At 71.3% G+C, this 17,348-nt stretch carries 18 protein-coding genes; 17 read left to right on the forward strand and 1 reads right to left on the reverse strand.

The features are described from left to right. The 6 genes from VMN58_06495 to prmC all read left to right on the forward strand — a co-directional run. On the forward strand, positions 1 to 528 hold a 528-nt coding region (locus VMN58_06495; GenBank protein ID HUF32841.1), incomplete at its 5' end, for a rhomboid family intramembrane serine protease. A 234-nt stretch (positions 529 to 762) separates the two neighbouring features. After that, positions 763 to 2,643: a transcription termination factor Rho gene (gene rho / locus VMN58_06500; protein HUF32842.1), complete on the forward strand. Its 1,881-nt coding sequence runs from the start codon at positions 763 to 765 to the stop codon at positions 2,641 to 2,643. Between the two features lie 47 nt (positions 2,644 to 2,690). Beyond that, on the forward strand, positions 2,691 to 2,906 hold the full coding sequence (rpmE, locus tag VMN58_06505; protein HUF32843.1) for a 50S ribosomal protein L31: 216 nt from the start codon (positions 2,691 to 2,693) through the stop codon (positions 2,904 to 2,906). A gap of 8 nt (positions 2,907 to 2,914) precedes the next feature. Then, on the forward strand, positions 2,915 to 3,916 hold the full coding sequence (locus VMN58_06510) for a hypothetical protein (GenBank protein HUF32844.1): 1,002 nt from the start codon (positions 2,915 to 2,917) through the stop codon (positions 3,914 to 3,916). Positions 3,917 to 3,920: 4 nt separating this feature from the next. Then, on the forward strand, positions 3,921 to 4,982 hold the full coding sequence (gene prfA / locus VMN58_06515; protein ID HUF32845.1) for a peptide chain release factor 1: 1,062 nt from the start codon (positions 3,921 to 3,923) through the stop codon (positions 4,980 to 4,982). Next, entirely contained in the window at positions 4,975 to 5,865 is an 891-nt protein-coding gene (gene prmC, locus VMN58_06520) for a peptide chain release factor N(5)-glutamine methyltransferase (protein HUF32846.1), read from the forward strand. The genes prfA and prmC overlap by 8 nt, the downstream gene beginning before the upstream one ends. An 80-nt stretch (positions 5,866 to 5,945) precedes the next feature. On the opposite strand, the gene VMN58_06525 is transcribed toward prmC, so the two are convergent. After that, positions 5,946 to 7,421 (reverse strand): acetyl-CoA acetyltransferase, encoded by a 1,476-nt coding sequence (locus VMN58_06525; GenBank protein ID HUF32847.1) that lies wholly within the window; start codon positions 7,419 to 7,421, stop codon positions 5,946 to 5,948. 109 nt (positions 7,422 to 7,530) lie between these two features. On the opposite strand from VMN58_06525, the gene glyA reads away from it, so the two are divergent. From glyA to atpD, 11 genes are all read left to right on the forward strand, one after another. Beyond that, on the forward strand, positions 7,531 to 8,763 hold the full coding sequence (glyA, locus tag VMN58_06530) for a serine hydroxymethyltransferase (GenBank protein ID HUF32848.1): 1,233 nt from the start codon (positions 7,531 to 7,533) through the stop codon (positions 8,761 to 8,763). 63 nt (positions 8,764 to 8,826) lie between these two features. Beyond that, on the forward strand, positions 8,827 to 9,993 hold the full coding sequence (locus VMN58_06535; protein ID HUF32849.1) for an MraY family glycosyltransferase: 1,167 nt from the start codon (positions 8,827 to 8,829) through the stop codon (positions 9,991 to 9,993). A gap of 157 nt (positions 9,994 to 10,150) precedes the next feature. Next, the gene (locus VMN58_06540) at positions 10,151 to 10,459 is read left to right on the forward strand and encodes an AtpZ/AtpI family protein (GenBank protein HUF32850.1); all 309 of its coding nucleotides are present in this window, start codon (positions 10,151 to 10,153) and stop codon (positions 10,457 to 10,459) included. Further along, positions 10,452 to 10,907, forward strand: a complete 456-nt coding sequence (locus tag VMN58_06545; protein ID HUF32851.1) for an ATP synthase subunit I — start codon at positions 10,452 to 10,454, stop codon at positions 10,905 to 10,907. The genes VMN58_06540 and VMN58_06545 overlap by 8 nt, the downstream gene beginning before the upstream one ends. Continuing rightward, entirely contained in the window at positions 10,904 to 11,686 is a 783-nt protein-coding gene (atpB, locus tag VMN58_06550; protein HUF32852.1) for a F0F1 ATP synthase subunit A, read from the forward strand. Before VMN58_06545 ends, atpB begins: the two co-directional genes overlap by 4 nt. 36 nt (positions 11,687 to 11,722) lie before the next feature. Next, complete coding sequence (gene atpE / locus VMN58_06555) at positions 11,723 to 11,989, forward strand: ATP synthase F0 subunit C (protein ID HUF32853.1); 267 nt, start codon at positions 11,723 to 11,725, stop codon at positions 11,987 to 11,989. Positions 11,990 to 12,024: 35 nt separating this feature from the next. After that, on the forward strand, positions 12,025 to 12,699 hold the full coding sequence (atpF, locus tag VMN58_06560; protein HUF32854.1) for a F0F1 ATP synthase subunit B: 675 nt from the start codon (positions 12,025 to 12,027) through the stop codon (positions 12,697 to 12,699). Then, positions 12,699 to 13,232: an ATP synthase F1 subunit delta gene (atpH, locus tag VMN58_06565; GenBank protein ID HUF32855.1), complete on the forward strand. Its 534-nt coding sequence runs from the start codon at positions 12,699 to 12,701 to the stop codon at positions 13,230 to 13,232. The genes atpF and atpH overlap by 1 nt, the downstream gene beginning before the upstream one ends. A gap of 43 nt (positions 13,233 to 13,275) precedes the next feature. After that, entirely contained in the window at positions 13,276 to 14,913 is a 1,638-nt protein-coding gene (atpA, locus tag VMN58_06570; protein HUF32856.1) for a F0F1 ATP synthase subunit alpha, read from the forward strand. A gap of 3 nt (positions 14,914 to 14,916) precedes the next feature. Continuing rightward, positions 14,917 to 15,870 (forward strand): F0F1 ATP synthase subunit gamma, encoded by a 954-nt coding sequence (locus tag VMN58_06575; GenBank protein HUF32857.1) that lies wholly within the window; start codon positions 14,917 to 14,919, stop codon positions 15,868 to 15,870. A 35-nt stretch (positions 15,871 to 15,905) separates the two neighbouring features. Further along, the gene (atpD, locus tag VMN58_06580) at positions 15,906 to 17,348 is read left to right on the forward strand and encodes a F0F1 ATP synthase subunit beta (GenBank protein HUF32858.1); all 1,443 of its coding nucleotides are present in this window, start codon (positions 15,906 to 15,908) and stop codon (positions 17,346 to 17,348) included.

Genomic DNA, 17,348 nt, shown 5'->3' on the forward strand with positions numbered 1-17,348 from the left:
GTGGCCGCGGGGGAGTGGTACCGGATCGTCACCTCGGGCTTCCTGCACTTCGGCCTCGTCCACCTCGGCTTCAACATGTTCATCCTCTACATGCTGGGCCAGATGATGGAGCCGGCGCTGGGCCGGGTGCGCTTCGGGGTCATCTACGTGGCCGGCCTGCTGGGGGGGGCGTTCGGCGCCCTCCTGCTCTCCCCCGATGCTCGCACCGCCGGCGCCTCGGGCGCCGTGTTCGGCCTCATGGGCGCCGCCGTGGTGGGCATGCGCCACCGCGGGGTCGACCCCATGCAGTCGGGCATCGGCGGGCTGCTCGTCCTCAACGTGGTCATCACCTTCGCGGTGCCCGGCATCTCCATCGGCGGCCACCTCGGCGGCCTTGCAGGGGGCGCCCTCGCCGGAGCGGCCATCTGGTGGACCGACGGCGGCAAGCGGGCCAAGCGGGTCGTCGGCGGGGTGATCGGCCTGGCCGTGGCCGGCCTCGCAGCCGTGGGCGCCCTGGTCACCGCAACCGACCCCCTCTGGCCCTTCTGAGGGTGGGAGGGTTCCGTCGGTGACGGGCCCCGATGGCCCTTCTGAGGGAACCTGGGGTAGGATCCCCGGCCGTGGTTCGTGGGCCGTCGGCCCACCCCACTGGCTCTCGCCCTGCGAGACGGAGCACCCGTCCACCGCCTGGCCCGAGCACCTCTCCCTCCCGGTCGGTCGGCTCGCGCTGACGAGCGACGCCGCCCGGGATCCCGCCCTCTCACGACAGATCTGGGGAACCCCATGAGCGAGCCCGTCCTCGAGCGCTCGGTGCTGGAGCGCAAGGAGCGCGACGAGCTGCTGACCATCGCCCGGGCGATGGGCGCCACGCCCACGACCCGCGCCAAGAAGGCCACCCTCGTCGACCTCATCCTCACCACCGCCGGCATCACCTCGGCGCCGGCCGAGGACGAGGCGCCGGAGGCCGAGGCCGAGCCGGCGCCCGCCCGCCGCGGGCGTGCTCGCGGTGCGGCCAAGTCCGACGCCGACGTCGACACCGGCGACGCCGAGACCGACGACGACACCAGCGAGCCCGCAGAGCAGGACCGGGGGGCGCGCTCCTCCGGTGACGACCGACCGGCTCGCCAGGCCCGCCAGGACCGCGGCCAGGGTGGCGGCAACCAGGACCGCGCCAACCGCAACCAGAGTGGTCAGGACCAGCGAGACCAGGAGCGGGGTCGGGGCCAGGGCGGCGGCCAGCAGGATCGTGGCGGCGCCGGGAGCAACGGCAACCAGGACCGTGGCAACCAGGGCGGCAACGGCAACCAGAGCGGCAGCCGCAACCAGGGCAACCAGGGCAACCAGAACCAGAACCAGGGCAACCAGAACCAGGGCAACCAGGGCAACCAGAACCAGGGCAACCAGGGCAACCAGAACGATCGGGACCAGGGCGACGACGGCGACGAGGACGGCGGCAACCGTCGGCGCCGCCGCCGGGGCCGCGACCGCGACCAGCGGGGCCCCCAGGGCCAGGACGACGCCTTCGTGGGCGAGCCCGTCGACGTGGACGGCCTCCTCGACCTGCGTGACGAGGGCTACGGGTTCCTGCGCACCCGCGGCTACCTGGCCAGCCGCGACGACGTCTACGTGTCGGTCAAGCAGGTCCGCCAGTTCGGCTTGCGCAAGGGCGACCACGTGGCCGGGGCCAGTCGGCCGGCCAACCGCAACGAGAAGAACCCGGCGCTGCTGCGCATCGACAAGGTCAACGACCAGGCCCCCGAGGCCGCCCGCCGCCGCCCGCAGTTCGAGGACCTGACGCCGCTGTTCCCCGACGAGCGGCTCCGCCTCGAGGACGGCACCCAGACCGGCGACATGACCGCCCGCATCGTCGACCTCATCTCGCCGATCGGCAAGGGCCAGCGTGGCCTGGTCGTCTCGCCACCCAAGGCGGGCAAGACCACGGTGCTCAAGCAGATCGTGCGGTCGATCGAGCGCAACAACCCCGAGGTCCACCTCATGGTGCTGCTCGTCGACGAGCGCCCCGAGGAGGTCACCGACATGCGCCGCTCGACGGGCGGCGAGGTGATCGCCTCGACCTTCGATCGCCCCACCGAGGAGCACATCGCCGTGGCCGAGCTGGTCATCGAGCGGGCCCGCCGCCTGGTCGAGGATGGGAAGGACGTGGTGATCATCCTCGACGGCATCACCCGCCTGGCCCGCGCCTACAACCTCGCCGCCCCCGCGACCGGGCGGATCATGTCCGGCGGTGTCGACTCCGGCGCCCTCTACCCGCCGAAGCGCTTCTTCGGCTCGGCCCGCAACATCGAGGAGGGCGGCTCCCTCACCATCCTCGCCACCGCCCTCATCGAGACCGGCTCCAAGATGGACGAGGTCATCTTCGAGGAGTTCAAGGGCACCGGGAACATGGAGCTCCGCCTCGACCGCCACCTGGCCGAGCGCCGCATCTACCCGGCCATCGACGTGGACGGGTCCTCCACCCGCCACGAGGAGCTCCTCTTCGACCGCACCCAGCTCCAGCAGGTCTGGCGGGTCCGGCGGGCGCTCAACGCCCTGTCCTCCGAGGGCGGCTCGACCGCAGCGGCCCTCGAGCGGCTCATGGACGGTCTGAAGACCTTCAAGAGCAACGCCGAGTTCCTGGCCGAGGCGGCCAAGGCCGGCTCGTAGCCCCACTTGGTGGCTCCGCCCCCTCCACCCGTAGACTGGACAGCCCTATGAAGAACGACATCCACCCCACCTACGAGGTCGTCACCGCCTCGTGCTCCTGTGGCAGCACCTTCGAGACGCGCAGCACCGAGACCAACGTGAAGGTCGAGCTCTGCAACGTGTGCCACCCGTTCTTCACCGGCAAGCAGCGCCTGGTCGACAGCGGCGGCCGCGTGGAGCGCTTCCAGCGCCGTTACGGCGAGCGGGCCAAGGACAAGAAGTAGCCCCGCCCGTGGCGCTCGACGCCGAGCGCCGCTCGGCGCTGCTCGGCTCCAAGCTGGCGGCGCTGGCCGCCCACACCACCGGGACACCCGTCGAGGCCACCGCCTCGGCCTTCCCCGATGGCGCCGCGCTGCGGCACGGATCGTCGGCCTGGGTCCTGGTCGAGGCCAACCGGGCCCGTGCCCTGGGCCCCGCCCTGGCCTGGGCCCGCCAGGCAGGCGCCGGCGAGCTCGACCTCGTCGTCGACGGCGACGACCCCTCCACCCCTGCGGGGACCCTCGCCCGCCGCGCCACCCAGATGGCTGTGCCGCCCCGCGTGTGGGTGGTGTCGGGCACCCACCTCGTGCCCGCTGCCCCGGCCGCGCTCGAACCGGAGCCGGCGATCGAGCCGGGGGTCCGCGCCTTCGCCGAGGTGCTGCGGGCCGCCGGCTGCGACCCGGTGGTCGAGCACGGGCGACTGGTGGGCGAGGTGGCCGGCCTCGAGGTCGCCCGGGCCGAGGTCGGGCCCGACGGACCCCACCTCGAGATCGGCGTCGGCCGATTCGATCGGGAGGCGCACGCCCTGGTGAGCGCCGACCGCCCCACCGTGGAGGCCCTGGCCGACGTGGTGGCGCTCGTCCGCCGGCACCGCACGCCCGGCGCCGCCGACCACCCGCTGCAGCGCCTGTCGGCCGCTCGTCACCTGCGGTCCCGTCTGGTCGCCGAGCCCGCCCTGGTGGGTGCCGACCACCTGGCCCCGGTGCCCTCCACCCTGCCGGCCCCCGACCTGCGCATGCCGTGGCCGGCCACCGCCGCCGGCACCACCATCGACGGCGGGCCGCTCGTGGTGGTCTGCTCCACCGGGATCGACCTCGACCTGGTGCCCACCGCGGCCGACGCCCGCCTCGCCGACGGCCGTGGCGCCCGCCTCGTGCTGGCCGTGCCCGAGCGCGACGTGCACCCGGTCACCGAGGCGCTGGCAGCCGCCCTCGCCGAGCCCGCCGAGGTGGTGGGGATCGCACCCCTAACCTGAAGGGGTGTTCGACCGGCTGGAGGCGCTCGAGGAGGAGTTCGAGACCGTCGAGGCGCGCCTGTCGGACCCCGACATCTTCGCCGACCAGGAGGCCTACGTGGCCCTCACCCGGCGGCACAAGGAGCTCGAGGCGGTGGTCGCCGCGTCCCGCGAGCACCGCCAGGCTCGCAACGACCTCGCCACCGCCCGCGACATGCTCGCCGACCTGGCGGGCGACGACCGTGAGATGGTCCGGGCCGAGATCAACGACGCCGAGGCCACCATGGCCCGCCTCGAGGAGCAGCTCAAGGTGCTGCTGTTGCCGAAGGACCCCAACGACGGCAAGAACGTCATCGTCGAGATCCGCGGCGCCGAGGGCGGCGAGGAGGCCAACCTCTTCGCCAAGGACCTCTTCGAGATGTACCAGGCCTTCGCCGGCCGCCAGGGCTGGAAGCTCGAGGTGATGGAGGCGTCGGAGAGCTCGATGGGCGGCTTCGATGGCATCACCTTCACCCTCCGGGGTGCCAGCGCCTGGACCAACATGAAACACGAGGGCGGCACCCACCGGGTGCAGCGGGTGCCGGTCACCGAGAGCCAGGGCCGGGTCCACACCTCCTCGGCCACCGTCACGGTGCTTCCCGAGGCCGAGGAGGTCGAGCTCCACATCGACCCCAACGACCTCCAGGTCGACGTGTACCGCAGCTCTGGGCCCGGCGGCCAGAGCGTCAACACCACCGACTCCGCGGTGCGCCTCACCCACAAGCCCACCGGGCTGGTCGTGGCCATGCAGGACGAGAAGAGCCAGATCCAGAACCGGGCCAAGGCGCTGGTCGTGCTGCGCTCGCGGCTGCTCAAGGCCGAGCAGGACCGCCAGCGCGACGAGCTCTCCGAGCAGCGTCGGGGTCAGGTCGGTGGGGGCGGGCGGGCCGAGAAGGTCCGCACCTACAACTTCAAGGAGAACCGCCTCACCGATCACCGGGTCGGCTACACCGCCTACAACCTCGACAAGGTGCTCGACGGCGAGCTCGAGGGCGTGGTCGACGCCCTGCTCCAGGACGAGCGGGCGTCGCAGCTCAGCGGTGAGTGACGAGCGCACCGTCTCGTGGCGGGAGCTGCTGGCCGAGACCGAGGCGCTGCTCCGGTCGTCGGGAGCGGGGTCGCCCGGCGTCGACGCCCGGCGGATCGTCGAGCAGGTCTGCGGCCTCGAGGGCGCGGAGTGGGTGCTTGGCCTCGACGACCCGGCCACCACCCGCGGCGTTGCCCACCTCGACGCCATGGTCGCCCGCTGCCGGGCGGGGGAGCCCCTGCAGTACGTGCTCGGCCGGTGGGGGTTCCGCACCCTCGATCTCATGGTCGACCGGCGGGTGCTCATCCCCCGGCCCGAGACCGAGCAGGTTGCCGGCCTCGCCATCGCCGAGGCTCTTCGCTGCCAGGGCGGTGACGGGACGAGGCCGGTGACGGTGGTCGACCTCGGCACCGGCTCGGGCGCCATCGCCCTGGCCGTCGCCGTCGAGGTCCCGGCCTCGGGCGTGTGGGGCGTCGACCGCTCGACCGAGGCCCTGGAGGTCGCCCGCGCCAACCTCGCCGGGGTCGGGCGACCCGGTGCCCGGGTGCGCCTCGTGGAGGGCGACTGGTTCGACGCCTTGCCCGGGGAGCTCGCCGGGCAGGTCGACGTCGTCGTGGCCAACCCGCCCTACGTGGCCGCCTCCGACGACCTGCCTGCGGTGGTGGACGAGTGGGAGCCAGCGGGCGCCCTCGTCTCGGGGCCCACCGGAATGGAGGACATCGAGCACATCGTCCGCACCTCGGCGGCGTGGCTGGCCGCCGGCGGCGCCCTCGTGGTGGAGCTCGCCCCCCACCAGGCCGTCGCAGCGCTCGACCTGGCCGTCGAGGCCGGCCTGGTGGACGCGACCGTCGAGCCCGACCTCAGCGGGCGCCTTCGCGCCCTGGTCGCCCGAGCCCCCGGGTGACAGCCGTTCTGGCACCAGAAGCGCGCTGAGAACCGGCGCGATCCTGGTGCCAGAACGCCGGGTGCCGGGATGTGCTGAACCTAGGTGAGATGGAGGGTGGCGTCGGAGACGGTGCCGGGGCGGCCGCAGACCTCTTCGGTCACCATCGCCTTCATCACGTCGGCGTCGGTGGAGGTCGCCCAGGTGCGGGCGCCGTCGGGGGTGAGGCAGGCAGCGAAGGCGGTGGCGGGCGAGCCGTCGCGCTCGTGCATGACCGTGTAGGTCTCGACCGTGACCGGCCCGTCGTGCTCCTCGGCCAGTGCGCGGGCGGGGAGGGCGTCGACCTCGGCCTGCACGTCGGCGTGGCGGAACGGCGTGGCGGGCGGTCGGGCCGAGTAGACGCCGAAGGCGTGCTTGGTCACGTAGCCGCCGTTGGCGGTCACCAGCCCGATGTCGTCGCTGCCGCGGAGCAGCTCGACCATGGTGGCGATGGAGTGCATCACGTAGTTGTTCCAGGGGCCGCCGAAGAAGCTCAGCCCGCCGGTGACGGTGAGGTCGCGCTCGAGCGACAGGCCCAGCTCGTCGGCGCCGATCTGCACCGCGGAGGGGAAGCACGAGTACAGGTCGACGTGGGAGAGGTCGTCGACGCCCACCCCCGCCAGCGACAGGGCCCGCGTCCCGGCGATGCGGATGGCGGGGGAGGAGTACAAGTCGTCGCGGTGGCTCACGTACGGATGGTCGTGGGCGTCGGACCCCGACCAGGGGAAGACCCAGCGGTCCTCGGGGATGCCGTGGGCCCGGGCGGCCTCGACCGAGCACATGATCACCGCGGCGGCCTGGTCGACGTCGTTGTTGGAGTTCATGAGCTTCGGGTACGGGAAGCCGACCATGCGGTTGGTGGGCGACGGCGTGCCGATCTCCTCGGGGGTGCGCGCCTCCTGGATCCAGGCGTGGGGGTTGGTCGCCGCCACCTCGCTGAAGCGCGACCACAGCCGCGAGATGCGGTCGTGGTGGTCGGCGAGGGAGCGCCCGGCGGCGGCCCGCAGGGCGTTCTCCACCATGGGGTAGATCTGCACGGGCATGACCACGCCACGAGAGAGCTCGTGGGGGTGGTTCATGGGGACGTCCTTGCCGAGGACCGTCGTGGGGGCGGTGCCCTCGGGCTGCTCGGTCCAGTCGGGGCGCTGGTCGAGCTTGCGCAGGGCGTTGCGGGTGCGCACCGCCTCGCCGCCGGTGAGCATGGCCACGTCGAGGCGGCCGGCCTGGATGTCGAGCGCGGTCTTGTTGACCAGTGACTGCGGGGTGTTGCCGCCCATCGGGGTGTAGGCGGTCTCCACCGGGGAGGCGCCGACCCGCTCGGCCACCAGGGCGGCGGGGTCGAGGTAGCGCCACGACAGCAGGTTCACCACCCGCACCGACTGGAGGGCGGCGAGCACCGAGGCCGACGTGGCGTCGGCGGCGGCGCGGCGAGCGGCCTCGACCATCATGTCGACGGGCTCGAGGGCGTCGGCGGGATCACAGCGCTGGGTGAGCTGCCCGGCGCCGACGATGACGGGGGTGCGCGGGTCGAGGGCCATGGCCGGGCACCGTACTTGACCGATCGGTCAAGTACGCCCGCGACGAACGGGTCCGGGTGCCGGGGAGCCCACCGGTACCATCGGGGAGGGCCAACCGACAGGAGCGACCATGACCCGTGACGACGAGCTGTTCGGCATCCTCGACCGCGAGCTCGAGCGCCAGAACACCACGCTGCAGCTCATCGCGTCGGAGAACTTCACCTCGCGCGACGTCATGGAGGCCACCGGCTCGGTCCTCACCAACAAGTACTCCGAGGGCTACCCGGGCAAGCGCTACTACGGGGGCAACGTCTTCGCCGACCAGGCCGAGGACCTCGCCCGCGAGCGGGTCACGGCCCTCTTCGGCGCCGACCACGCCAACGTGCAGCCTCACTCCGGCGCCAACGCCAACGCCGCGGTGTACCTCGCCCTCCTCGAGCCGGGCGACACCGTCCTCGGCCTCAGCCTCGACCACGGCGGGCACCTGACCCACGGCTCGCCGGTGAACTTCAGCGGCCGCCTGTACGACTTCGTCTCCTACGGCGTCACCGCGAGCGACGAGCGCATCGACTTCGACCAGGTGCGCGACGTTGCCCTGGCCAAGCGCCCCAAGCTGATCGTGGCCGGCGCCACCGCCTACCCGCGCATCATCGAACCCGAGCCCTTCCGTGCCATCGCCGACGAGGTCGGGGCGCTGTTCATGTTCGACGCCGCCCACATCGCCGGCCTCGTCGCCGGCGGGGCCCACCCGTCGCCGGTCCCGCACGCCGACATCGTCACCTTCACCACCCACAAGACGCTCCGCGGTCCGCGCGGGGGCTGCATCCTCGCCCGCGCCGAGCACGCCAAGGCCATCGACACGGCGGTGTTCCCCGGCTTGCAGGGCGGGCCCCTCGAGCACGTCATCGCCGCCAAGGCCGTCGCCTTCCGCGAGGCGGCCCAGCCCGAGTTCCGCGACTACGTCCACCAGGTGGTGGCCAACGCCCGGGCGCTGGCCGCGGCCCTCGCCGGCGAGGGCTTCCGCCTCGTCTCGGGCGGCACCGACAACCACCTGTGCCTGGTCGACCTGCGGCCCTTCGACGCCGACCTCACCGGCAAGGAGAGCCAGACCGTCCTCGACCGGGCCGGGATCACCCTCAACATGAACACCATCCCCGACGACCCGCGCACGCCGTTCGTCACCAGCGGCCTGCGCATCGGCACCCCTGCGGTGACCACCGCGGGGATGGGCACCGACGAGATGGCCACCATCGCGTCGCTCATCGGCCGGGCACTGCGGTCGCGGACCGACGACGCCGCCCTCGCCGCCATCCGCGACGAGGTCGCCGTCCTCTGCTCGAAGTTCACCCCGTACCCGAGCTGATCGGCTCCGGCCCTCCGGCCGAAGCCCCGACGCGACCCGGTCCCTCGTAACGTGGCGGCGACGATGACGGGCTACCTCACCCTCCTCGGCGTCGCCCTCGGGACGACGCTGCTCACCACGCCGCTGGTGCGGCTGGTCGCCATCCGCATCGGCGCCGTCGTGGCTCCCGACGAGCGGCGGGTGCACACCCGGCCCACCGCCACCCTCGGCGGGGCCGCCATGTACCTCGGCTTCCTGGCGGCCATGTTCACCGCCAGCCAGATCGACCAGTTCAACGAGCTGTTCGACAACACCTCGGAGCCTCTCGGCGTGGTGCTCGGCGCCACCATCATCTTCTTCGTCGGCCTCATCGACGACCTGCGCGAGGTGTCGGCCCCGGCCAAGATGGCCGGCCAGGTCCTCGCCGGCAGCGTCCTGTCGCTGTTCGGCGTGACGATGCTGTACTTCCGCGTCCCCTTCGCCGACTTCTTCTCCCTGGCGCCCGACCAGGCCCCGCTCATCACCGTGCTGTGGGTGATCGGCATGGCCAACGCCGTGAACTTCATCGACGGCCTCGACGGCCTCGCCGCCGGCGTGGTCGGCATCGCCGCGGTCTCCTTCACCCTCTACTCCGACCGCCTCTTCGAGGAGGGCCTGCTCCCCACCAACATCGGCCCGTTGCTGGCGGTGATCGTGGTGGGCATGTGCGCCGGGTTCCTGCCGTTCAACTTCCACCCGGCCAAGATCTTCATGGGCGACGCCGGGGCCCTGCTGCTGGGCCTGCTCATGGCGTGCTCGACCCTGCTGGTGGGCGGCACGGCCGCCGACGGGTTCAGCGGCCAGACCTACTTCTTCTTCGCCCCGCTGGTGATCCCGTTCGTCATCCTCGGGGTGCCGATCTTCGACACCGCCTTCGCCATCGTGCGCCGGGCCAAGAACCGGGCCAGCCCGGCGACGGCCGACAAGGACCACCTCCACCACCGCCTCATGCGCCTCGGCCACGGGCAGCGCCGGTCGGTGCTCATCCTCTGGGCGTGGACGGCGATCCTGTCGGGCCTGGTCCTCTACCCCGTCTACACCGACACCGGCGCCGCGGTGGTGCCCTTCCTCGCCGCCGCCCTCGTGGTGGCGCTCTACACCGTCCTGCACCCCCAGGTCCGCCGGACTCGCACGGCTGAGCGGGCGGTTGACGACGACGACGACCAGCTCGAGCTGCCGCTCGCCGAGGCAGACCGCGCGTCGACCGACTAGGTTCGGCGGCCGTCACGCGGCGCGCCCGGATTTGCGGGTGGCCGAACGTCGGCTTAGATTGCGCAAAGTTTCACAAGCCCCGGCAGCGGACGCATCCGCGCCGGGAGACTCTCCATCAAGGATGGCTTGGCGAGTGGATCTCCGAGAGCGGCGCGAGATGAGCAGGGGCTTCGGCGACGGCCTGTCGCGCGGCTTCGAGCTCACCATCACGCCGATGCTCGTCGGCGTCATCGGCTTCCTCCTCGACCGGTGGCTCGGACTCGTCCCGGTGCTCACGATCGTGTTCTCGCTGTGGGGGCTCGGGGTCTCGATGTACATGACCTGGTTCCGCTACGACCAGGAGATGAAGGTCCACGAGGCTCGTCGGCTCGAGGCCGGTGACCGTCGGTCTCCCGGCCCGGCCCGCTGGGCCCGCACCGACGACACCGTCGGGTCGTCGAGCGACCTGAGGTCGGCCGGTGCCTGACGCCCCGACCGCCTTCGCGCCGGCCACCGGCCCGGCCGTCGAGGCCGTGCTCACCCGGGACATGATCCGGCGCGGCCTGCCCGCCGCCCCCGTGCTCGTCGCCCTCGCCGGCCTGGTGTGGGGCCTCGACGGGGCCCTCTCCGCCCTGTACGGCATCGTCCTCGTCGTCGCCAACCTCGCCCTCTCGGCCGCACTGCTCGTGTGGGCCGCCCGGATCTCCCTCGCCCTGCTCATGGGCGTGGCGCTCGGCGGCTACCTCCTGCGCCTGGCCCTCGTCTTCGCAGCCGTGATGCTCGTCCGCACCGCCGGTTGGGTCGAGCTCTGGCCGCTCGGCCTGACCATCATCGTCACCCACCTCGGCCTCCTCTTCTGGGAGACCCGCTACGTCTCGGCCTCGCTCGCCTTCCCCGCGCTGCGGCCGCCCCGCCCCTCCAAGAGCAAGGAGTGACGCTCCCCGTGGAGATCCTCGCGTTCGAGTACCCCCCCATCAGCCACCTCGTGGAGTGGCCCGACATCTTCTTCAAGGGGTCGGCGTTCGCCATCAACAAGGTCGTCCTGGGCTACTTCCTCGCCGTCATCGCCACCCTGGCGATCTTCGTGCTCGCCGGACGCAAGGCGGCTCTCGTGCCGAGCGGCATCCAGAACGTCGCCGAGTCGAGCATCGACTTCATCCGCAACGGCATCGTGATGCAGACCATGGGCCCCTCGGGCCTGGCGTGGGTGCCGTTCCTCACCACCCTGTTCTTCTTCATCCTCTTCAACAACATGCTGGAGCTGGTGCCCGGCTGGCAGATGCCCGGCACCGCCCGCATGGCGCTGCCCGCCTTCCTCGCGGTGCTCGTCTGGGTGCTGTTCAACGTGGTCGGCATCAAGAGCCAGGGCATCGGCGGCTACCTCAAGTCGACCCTGTTCCCGCCGGGCGTGCCCCCGGCCCTCTATCTCCTCGTCACGCCGATCGAGTTCGTCTCGACCTTCCTCGTGCGGCCCTTCTCCCTCGCCGTCCGTCTCTTCGCCAACCTGCTGGCGGGCCACATCCTGCTCGTCACCTTCGCCGTGCTCTCAGCGGCGCTGTGGGTCGGGGACTGGTACGCCGTCTTCCTCCCCCTCCCCGTCGTCATGCTGATCTTCCTCTTCGGGTTCGAGCTCCTCGTCTCGTTCCTGCAGGCCTACATCTTCACGATCCTCGCCGCCGTGTACATCGGCGGTGCCATGCACCCCGAGCACTGAGCCCGGGCAACCGTCAAACCAGGAGACAACGAGCACATGTTGGACGTACTCGCACAAGTCAATGCGACCGGCGAGGAGCTCATCTCGTTCGGTGAGGCCATCTCGGCCGGTTTCGCCTACGGCCTCGCCGCCATCGGCCCCGGCCTCGGTATCGGCTACCTCGTCGGCCAGTCGGTCCAGGCCATGGCCCGACAGCCCGAGGCCGCCGGCCTCGTCCGAACCACGATGTTCCTCGGCATCGCCTTCACCGAGGCCTTGGCCCTGATCGGTTTCGTGGTCTTCATCCTCCTCAAGTTCGCCTAGGCGCTCGTGGTCGAGCGCGGAAGGAAGACCGCCTGATGCGAACCAAGAAGTCAGTGGCACTCGTGCTCCTGGCCCTGGCCGCCACCGTCCCGCTGGGCGGCGTGGCCGGTGCCGCCTCGGAGAACGGGGCGTCGAGCCACGCCGCCGAGCTCTGCATCGAGATCCTCGAGGCGGGCGGCTCGATCGATGCCTGCCAGGAGGCCCCCAACCCGATCCTGCCCGAGCCGGTGGAGCTCATCTGGGGCACCATCGCCTTCGTGGTGCTCTTCGCCGCCATGGCCAAGTTCGCCCTGCCTGCCGTCAAGGGCGCCATGGACGACCGCGAGGAGCGCATTCGCAGCAGCATCGAGGAGGCCGATAGCACCCGCACCGAAGCCGCCACGGTGCTCGCCGGCTACCAGGCCCAGCTGGCCGACGCCAAGGCCGAGGCCGCCCGCATCATCGAAGAGGCACGCCAGACCGCCGACTCGCTGAAGCGCGACCTCACCGCCCGGGCGGAGGCCGAGGCCGCTGAGCTGCGCCAGCGCAACGCCGACCAGGTCGCCGCTGAGCGCGACCGGGTCATGGCCGAGCTGCAGGGCCAGGTCGCGACCCTCGCCATCGAGCTGGCCGAGAAGGTCGTCGAGTCGAACCTCGACCGCGACGCCAACATGCGCCTCATCGAGAGCTACATCAACAGTGTCGGCACGAGCGGGGGAGCACGGGCCTGATGGCTGACCACCCCCGCATCGACGGCTACGCCAACGCCCTCTTCGAGGTGGCGCGCGTCGAGGGCTCCCTCGACGAGGTGGAGGACGAGCTGTTCCGCTTCGCCCGCACCCTCGAGGGCTCCGACGAGCTGCGGGGCGTCCTGACCGACCCGGCCATCCCGGCCGAGCGTCGCAAGGGCGTCGTCGACGACCTCCTCGGGGGCAAGGCCTCGGCGATCACGTCGAACCTGATCTCGTTCGTGGTCGGCGCCGGCCGGGCCCGCGACCTGCCGGCCATCATCGGCCGCCTCGTCGACCGGGCGGCCGCCGAGCGTTCCCGCGCGGTCGCCGAGGTGCGATCCGCCATCGACCTCGACGACGACCAGCGCACCCGCCTGACCGCCGCACTGGAGCAGGCCACCGGCAAGCAGATCGAGCTGAAGGTCATCGTCGACCCGTCGGTGCTCGGCGGGATCGTGGCCCAGGTCGGTGACACGGTCATCGACGGCACCGTTCGCCACCGCCTCGAACAGCTCCGCGACCGCATCGGATAGAGAAGCGCCGCCGAGGTCTCGGCGGCACGAGGGATAGGACCCCATGGCAGAGCTCACGTTCAACCCCACCGACATCACCGCCGCCCTCCGCAAGAACCTCGAGGGCTACTCGCCCGAGATGGAGACGGCCCAGGTCGGGCGCGTCACCGAGGTCGGCGACGGCATCGCCCGCGTGAGCGGGCTGCCCGGCGCGGCCGTCAACGAGCTCCTCGAGTTCGAAGGCGGCATCCTCGGTCTGGCGCTCAACCTCGACGAAGAGTCGATCGGAGCGGTGGTGCTCGGCGAGGTCGGCACCATCGAGGAGGGCCAGGCCGTCAAGGCCACCGGCAACATCCTCCAGGTCGCCGTCGGTGACGGCCTCCTCGGCCGCGTCGTCAACGGCCTCGGTGAGCCCATCGACGGCAAGGGCCCCATCGCCGGTGACGTCATCACCCGGCGCATGGAGGTCCAGGCCCCCGGCATCATGGGCCGCAAGCCCGTGCACGAGCCGCTCCAGACCGGGATCAAGGCCATCGACGCCATGACCCCCATCGGTCGGGGCCAGCGCGAGCTGATCATCGGCGACCGCAAGACGGGCAAGTCCACCATCGCCGTCGACACGATCATCAACCAGCGCGGTCTGGGCGTGAAGTGCATCTACGTCGCCATCGGCCAGAAGTCGTCGACCGTCGCCCAGCTCGTCGCAACCCTCGAGCAGCACGGCGCCATGGAGTACACCGTGGTGGTCAACGCCCCGGCGTCGGACCCCGCCCCGTTCAAGTACCTCGCCCCCTACGCCGGCTCGGCCATGGGCCAGCACTGGATGGACAACGGCGAGCACGCCCTCGTGGTCTACGACGATCTCTCGAAGCAGGCCGAGGCCTACCGCCAGGTGTCGCTGCTGCTCCGCCGTCCGCCGGGCCGCGAAGCCTACCCCGGCGACGTGTTCTACCTGCACAGCCGCCTCCTCGAGCGTGCCGCCAAGCTCTCCGACGACCGCGGCGCCGGCTCCCTCACCGCTCTGCCGATCATCGAGACCAAGGCCGGCGACGTCTCCGCCTACATCCCCACCAACGTGATCTCGATCACCGACGGCCAGGTCTTCCTCGAGGACGACCTGTTCAAGTCCGGTGTGCGTCCGGCCATCAACGTCGGTGTGTCGGTGTCACGCGTGGGTGGCGCTGCCCAGGTGAAGGCCATGAAGGCCGCGGTGGGCACGCTCAAGGGCGACCTCGCCCAGTTCCGCGAGCTGGAGAGCTTCGCTGCGTTCGGCTCCGAGCTCGACAAGGTCTCCCAGGCGCAGCTCGACCGCGGCTACCGCCTCACCGAGCTCCTGAAGCAGGGCCTCAACTCGCCCATGCCAGTCGAGGAGCAGGTCATCTCGCTCTACGCCGGCACCCGCGGCCACCTCGACGCCGTACCGGTCTCCGACGTGAGCCGGTTCGAGACCGAGCTGCTCGAGTGGTTCCGCACCCGCCACAGCGACATCGTCGAGACCATCCGCACCGAGGGGAAGATCCTCGACGAGGGGGTCTTCGAAGCCGGCATCGCCGCCTTCGCCGAGCAGTTCGAGGCCAGCGCCGACGCCGCCGCCGAGCCCGACGCCAAGGCGCAGGGCGAGGAGGAGGCCCGCCTCGCCGGCGGACGGCGCGAGGGGATCCTCCCCGAAGAGGAGATCTCCCGCGAGGACGGGGCGCTGTAGGCCATGGCCGGTGGTCAGGAGCGCGTCCTCAAGCGACGGATCAAGAGCGTCCAGTCGACCAAGAAGATCACGCGCGCCATGGAGCTCATCGCCGCCACGCGCGTGGTCAAGGCTCAGCAGCGCGCCGCCGCCGCCCGCCCCTACGCGGAACAGGTCACCGGTGTCATCCGCGACCTGGCCGAGGCCGGTGCCGGCGGCGACCACCCGCTGCTGCGCACGGGCGGCGACGTGCGCAAGGTGGCCTTCGTGGTCATCACCTCCGACCGCGGCCTCGCCGGCGCCTACAACACCTCGGTGATCCGCGCCGCCGAGCGCGAGGTCATGGCCAACCGGGCCGACGGCGTCGACTACTCCCTGATCCTCATCGGCAAGAAGGCCGAGGGCTACTTCCGGTTCCGCAACTACAAGGTCGACCACGCCTTCACCGGCATGAGCGACACGCCCACCTACGAAGACGCTCGCCGGGTGGCGGCCGTGGTCACCGAGGCGTTCGAGCACGGCGATGTCGACCAGGTCGAGCTCGTCTACACCCGGTTCCTCTCGGTCGCCTCCCAGCGGGTCGTCGTCCGGCGGTTCATGCCGCTGCAGACCACCTCCGCCGAGGGCCCGAGCGGGGAGTCCAGCTTCTCCGCCGGCTACGAGTTCGAGCCCGCCCCCGACGCCATCCTCGACGCCCTCCTCCCGCGCTACGCCGAGGCCCGGCTCTTCGCCGCCCTCCTCGACGCCGCCGCCTCCGAGCACGCCGCCCGCCAGCGGGCCATGAAGTCGGCGACCGACAACGCCGAAGAGCTCATCATCAAGCTGAGCCGCATCATGAACCGCGCCCGCCAGGACTCCATCACCACCGAGATCATGGAGATCGTCGGTGGCGCCGAGGCCATGTCGCAGGGTGCGAGCGCCCCCGACGACTACCTGGTCGACCGCGTTGGTGGCATCGACCTCCTCATCGACCGCTAGACCGACCCCAGACGCAGCCAGGAGCACACAGCGACATGACCATGACGAGCGAGCCGCAGGCCGGCACCGAGCTGAAGGAAGGGCGTGTCGTCGGCATCGCCGGACCGGTGGTAGACGTCGAGTTCCCGCCCGACGAGCTGCCCGAGATCAACTTTGCCATCGAGATGACGCTCACCCTCGACGGTGTCGAGACGATCGTGACCGCCGAGGTGGCCCAGCAGATCGGGCACAACCGGGTCCGGGCCATCTGCCTCAAGCCCACCGACGGCCTCACCCGGGGCACCGTGGTCCGCAACCTCGGCCGGGGCATCACCGTGCCGGTGGGCGACAACGTCCTCGGGCACGTGTTCAACGTCATCGGCGAGCCCCTCGACGTCGAGTCCATCGGTGAGATCAAGGACCGCTGGGAGATCCATCGGCCCGCCCCCGACTTCGACACCCTGGAGCCCAAGGCCCAGATGTTCGAGACCGGCATCAAGGTCATCGACCTCCTCACCCCCTACCTCCAGGGCGGCAAGATCGGCCTCTTCGGCGGCGCCGGCGTGGGCAAGACGGTCCTCATCACCGAGATGATCCGACGCGTGGCCCAGAACCACGGTGGTGTGTCGGTGTTCGCCGGCGTGGGGGAGCGGACCCGTGAGGGCACCGACCTCTTCATCGAGATGGGCGAGTCGGGCGTGCTCGAGAAGGCCGCCCTCGTCTTCGGCCAGATGGACGAGCCCCCGGGTGTGCGGCTGCGCGTGGCCCTGTCGGCCCTCACCATGGCCGAGTACTTCCGCGACGTGCAGCAGCAGGACGTGCTGCTGTTCATCGACAACATCTTCCGCTTCGTGCAGGCCGGCTCCGAGGTGTCCACCCTTCTCGGGCGCATGCCCTCGGCCGTGGGCTACCAGCCCACCCTGGCCGACGAGATGGGCATCCTCCAGGAGCGCATCACCTCCACCCGGGGCCGCTCGATCACGTCGCTGCAGGCCGTGTACGTACCCGCCGACGACTACACCGACCCGGCGCCGTTCACCTCCTTCACCCACTTCGACGGCACCACCGAGCTCAACCGCGACATCGCCTCGCTCGGCATCTACCCCGCCGTCGACCCGCTGTCGTCGACCTCAAACATCCTCTCGCCCGAGGTCGTGGGCCAGCGCCACTACGGCGTCGCCCGCCGGGTGCAGGAGATACTCCAGCGCTACAAGGAGCTGCAGGACATCATCGCCATCCTGGGCCTCGACGAGCTCTCCGAGGAGGACCGCCTCACGGTCTCCCGGGCCCGCAAGGTGCAACGCTTCCTCTCCCAGCCCATGTACGTCGCCGAGGTCTTCACCGGCCTCCCCGGCGTCACCACCCCGATCGAGGAGACGGTCGACTCGTTCGAGGCCCTCGTCACCGGCGAGCTCGACGACCTGCCCGAACAGGCCTTCCTCAACGTCGGTGGTGCCGAGTCGGCCCTGGCCAAGGCCAAGGCCCTCCGGGAGTCCTGA

It is taken from the genome of Acidimicrobiales bacterium (genome assembly GCA_035512495.1).
Lineage (GTDB): Bacteria > Actinomycetota > Acidimicrobiia > Acidimicrobiales > CADCSY01 > DATKDW01.